Here is a 3,728-nt window from a genome sequence, read left to right as displayed (position 1 = left end):
AAGACAGCCTTCTCAGGCTGCCTTTCCATCTCTACCACTATCTTATCCCTGTATCACCTACCCACCAGGAGCACGACTTTGCCCGGAGGAATGAGCAACGACTGCCTGAATTTATAATACCCAACCTGAATTAAGATTATTCAAAGAACAGGTTAGCAGTTTGTTAAGAAAGAATCATTCCAGTTCCAACCGCTCAAAGGCAAAACCGCCCAGCAGACCACCCGCCACACACAACAAACCTAATCCCAGCAGGTTGCCAACCTCAATTGTGCCAGGTAATGGCAATTCTCCCAGCATGTAAAACAGCGGGGAATAGCGCACCGTCGAGTCGGAAGAGTCGAGCCCATAAGGCAGATACAACAGAATCAAAAGGATTACCCCAACCAGCCGATCGAGCCAAAAGGATTGACTCAAGACCCCCAACAGGATACCGACTTCCCCGAATAAAACGATCAGTAAAAACAGACCGGGCAGGAATCCCCAATAACCGAACGGCAGTTGACTTCCGGTGAGGAGAATCGCCCCACTCCCGCTCAGAAGACCCACCACCGTCAGCAAAAAGCAGGCCGAAAGCAGGTAAACCAGGCGGCTGAGATAAACCTGCCAGCGCGGCAGCGGATACGCCAGTAAAAATGCAATCGAATGTCGCACCGCCCGACCTTTGAAGAGTCTTCCTCCCTCCCAGAAGGCAAACACCCCGCCAATAACCGGCAGGCCAAACACAGCCAACACCAGCAGCCAGTAAGCTTGCTGTGACTCCAGCAATGGGTTGAACCAATCCGCCAGGCGATCAACGAAGGCTTCATCCACCAGCAGCGGATAAAACAGTGCAGCTGCTCCACACCAGCCCACAACAATCCCACACCATAAGGCAACCCTGCGCCTTCTTTCCAGCCAGAGATCCTTGAATAAATCAAGCCGCATAGGCTGGAATGCCGTAAACAGTGTGATAAACCTCTTCGAGACTGGGCTGCTGGCTGATAATATCCAGCACGCGGAACTGGGTGGCGGTTTTCAGCAACGCATCCGGGTCGCCCAGCACGGTGCAGTACACCTTGTTCTGATCACAGACCAGTTGATTGATATTGTTCAAACCCATGAAAATTTGCGGGTTGATCGGATTGGCAAAACGCATTTCAATTTTACGGATGGCGCGGGCGCGCAGTTGAGCGCCGCGTTCCACGGCAATAACCCTTCCCTGATGCAATACTGCAACGCGGTCACAAATGCGCTCCATCTCAGAAATGGATTGGGAAGCAATCACCACCGAGCGGCCTTCGGCGCGAAATTCAGCAATCAGCCGGTAGAGTTCCATCTGGGCAGTCGTGTCCAGATCACGCGAAGGTTCATCCAGCAGAATTAATTCAGGGCGGTGCATGAACGCCTGAACCAGACCGACTTTGCGGCGATCAGCCGGAGAGAGCCGTTCACACGCCAGATCCAGGTTCAGTTGAAAGCGGGTTGCCAGTTCATGTGCAAAGGTCATTTCCACACCACCCCGTAATGCCGCAAAACGCTCCAACAGTTGACCGGCAGTAACCCCTTTGGGTAAAGTCAGGTTTTGAGGTAAATAGCCCACCAGCCTCCGCACCTTCAGACCATTGCGCTGGCAGTCCATTCCCAGAACCAGTGCCTGACCATGGGAAGGACGGATGAAATCAAGGAGAATATGGAGTAGGGTAGATTTACCAGCACCGGACGGTCCAAGCAAGCCAAATACTTCCCCCGGGTCAACTTCCAGCGTCACCCCACAAAGCGCCGGGCGGCGGTGAAATTCCTTGGTTAAATTTTCGGTACGCAGTACGAGGTAGCGCATTTTCAACCTCCATGTCCGTCAGATACCGGTAAAAAACACCGGCTGGTGTCGAGATACCAGCCGGTCAAAGGAGGCAGTTATGCACCATCGATCTTCAGGCTGGTATCTCTCGGCGGGATTGCCATTCTTGCAAAATTTTCTCGTACGACTTTTCCAGCAGCGCCGTCCACTCGATGATCTCATCCATCCGTTGGCGGGCGGGGTGATCTTGTGCCAGTCCTTGCAGGCCCTCTTCCGCCATCTCGCGCAGGTTCTGAACGCTCTCCAGGCGCATTTCCAGCGAATTTTCCCAGGCCTCATCGGAGAACACATAATAATCACTGCGCTCACCGGGCAAAGAAACCCGCTCGGCCAGCCCGGCCATCATCAGCGTGCGGAGGTTGGTGGAGATGCTGCTGCGGCTGACCTGCAACACCTCGGCCATCTCTTCCGGCGAAACCGGACGGCTGGCAATCAACAGCAAGCCCAGTATCTTCCCGCCGATGCGCGGAATGCCGTACTCCTCAAAGTGCAATCCCATATTTTCAATGAACTGGGATAGGGTTAATGGGTCTCCCGATATGGGAGGGGTACTATCACCACTATCCGTTTCGTCTGAAACCATACTGTTCTTTGCTCCTTAAGATAAAAAAGCCAAATCCGCCATTTGCGGACGCTTTCATTTTACAATCATTACTCATTTCTGTCAAGACTGAAATGACTATCCTTTTTTGCAAGGTATAAATCAATCAGCGGTTGATTGAACAACTACTTATTAATAAAAACAACATAAGGCTGATCCCAGTTGTTCAACCCACTAAAAAATGGTAATCTGTTCTTTTTTGTTTGCTCTGTTGGAAGGGGGGGATATATCGAATTAACTTTCTCAGTATTAGCAACAAGCATTCTCTCCGTGTCCCGCCTCCCCCAATTAACCGGTCAGATTTTGCCCTTAAACCAAACTCAACTTATTAAATGGCGTGAGTTCGGGATAAAATCAAAACGTTGCATCTAATACCAATGCCCCCCACCTGCACCTCCCCCAAAACCGCGCCTGCGATTTTGGGGGAGGCAGGAGGGGGACGAAACTCGAAAGTTGATGTAAAAATGATTTATCCCGAATTGACGTTAAATTGGCGATTGAATCTGAGAGTGCTTTCGGCTAGAATATATTGGGGTTGAATCGTTTTCATTCCAGCCTTCTTTCGGAAGAGGAGAAGCCAATGAGCCAACAACCGGGCGAGGAAATCCAGCAGGCATGGATCGCCTTTGTCACCAACCACGTTTTACTGCCGCAGATACGCCCGGTAATTGCCGCCTCTTGGGAACGCTGTTGGGCACGGGTAGATCCGTACTCCCCTCACCGCCCGCCCCATCTTTCTGCCGAACACTTGCTTTCCATTCAGGTCAATCACTTTGACCTGATGGCCATTGCCCGCCCAGTCATGGAAGATGTGTATCAATACATCGAAAACTCCAATTCAGCCATCCTGTTCACCAACAATGTAGGCTATTTACTGGATGCCGTCGGCGATGCCAACATCATGGCCATGCTGGAGCGAATGGGAATCACGCCGGGTACACTGCTCGCGGAGGGAGAGATCGGCACAAACGGGATTGGGCTGAGTCTGCTGGAACGAACTCCTCATTTCGTCAAAGGGTTTGAACATTTCCGCCAGCCCTTCCACCTGTATGATTGCGCGGCCGCGCCAGTATTCGACACCTCCGGCAAGTTGATCGGTGCTTTGGGAGTGATCACCCTGCGCGGCCAGCTGCACCCCCACTCGATGGGAATGATCACCGCCGCCGCCAGGGCCATCGAGGCTCAGCGTCAATCCGACCAATTACTGGAAGAACAGAACAACCAATTAACCGGCCTGAATGCCATTCTTTCCAGCATTCAGGAGGGCATTCTGGTATGGAACGCAGAGGG

Annotated in this window: 4 protein-coding genes; 1 reads left to right on the top strand and 3 read right to left on the bottom strand. The window is 52.1% G+C overall.

Annotation, left to right across the window (positions count from 1 at the left end; all coding sequences use genetic code 11):
* Positions 1-174: 174 nt before the first annotated feature.
* The 3 genes from VAE48_RS16715 to VAE48_RS16705 form a co-directional block, all read right to left on the bottom strand.
* Positions 175-924: an ABC transporter permease subunit gene (locus VAE48_RS16715; RefSeq protein ID WP_322794474.1), complete on the bottom strand. Its 750-nt coding sequence runs from the start codon at positions 922-924 to the stop codon at positions 175-177.
* Positions 914-1,816, bottom strand: a complete 903-nt coding sequence (locus tag VAE48_RS16710; protein WP_322794473.1) for an ABC transporter ATP-binding protein — start codon at positions 1,814-1,816, stop codon at positions 914-916. Before VAE48_RS16710 ends, VAE48_RS16715 begins: the two co-directional genes overlap by 11 nt.
* Before the next feature lie 94 nt (positions 1,817-1,910).
* Positions 1,911-2,420: an HTH domain-containing protein gene (locus tag VAE48_RS16705; RefSeq protein WP_322794472.1), complete on the bottom strand. Its 510-nt coding sequence runs from the start codon at positions 2,418-2,420 to the stop codon at positions 1,911-1,913.
* 598 nt (positions 2,421-3,018) lie between these two features.
* Here VAE48_RS16705 and VAE48_RS16700 point away from each other — a divergent pair.
* A partial coding sequence (locus tag VAE48_RS16700) for a GAF domain-containing protein (RefSeq protein ID WP_322794471.1) occupies positions 3,019-3,728 on the top strand: 710 nt, incomplete at its 3' end.

The organism is Bellilinea sp. (assembly GCF_034432615.1).
Lineage (GTDB): Bacteria > Chloroflexota > Anaerolineae > Anaerolineales > Anaerolineaceae > Bellilinea.
The sequence above is the reverse complement of the archived record's forward strand: the minus strand, read 5'-3'. Positions and strand labels throughout refer to the sequence as shown.

Bases quoted from the DNA above. Each gene is read 5' to 3' on its own strand.
- VAE48_RS16715 (WP_322794474.1), bottom strand. From the start codon at position 924: ATGCGGCTTGATTTATTCAAGGATCTCTGGCTGGAAAGAAGGCGCAGG.
- VAE48_RS16710 (WP_322794473.1), bottom strand. From the start codon at position 1,816: ATGCGCTACCTCGTACTGCGTACCGAAAATTTAACCAAGGAATTTCAC.
- VAE48_RS16705 (WP_322794472.1), bottom strand. From the start codon at position 2,420: ATGGTTTCAGACGAAACGGATAGTGGTGATAGTACCCCTCCCATATCG.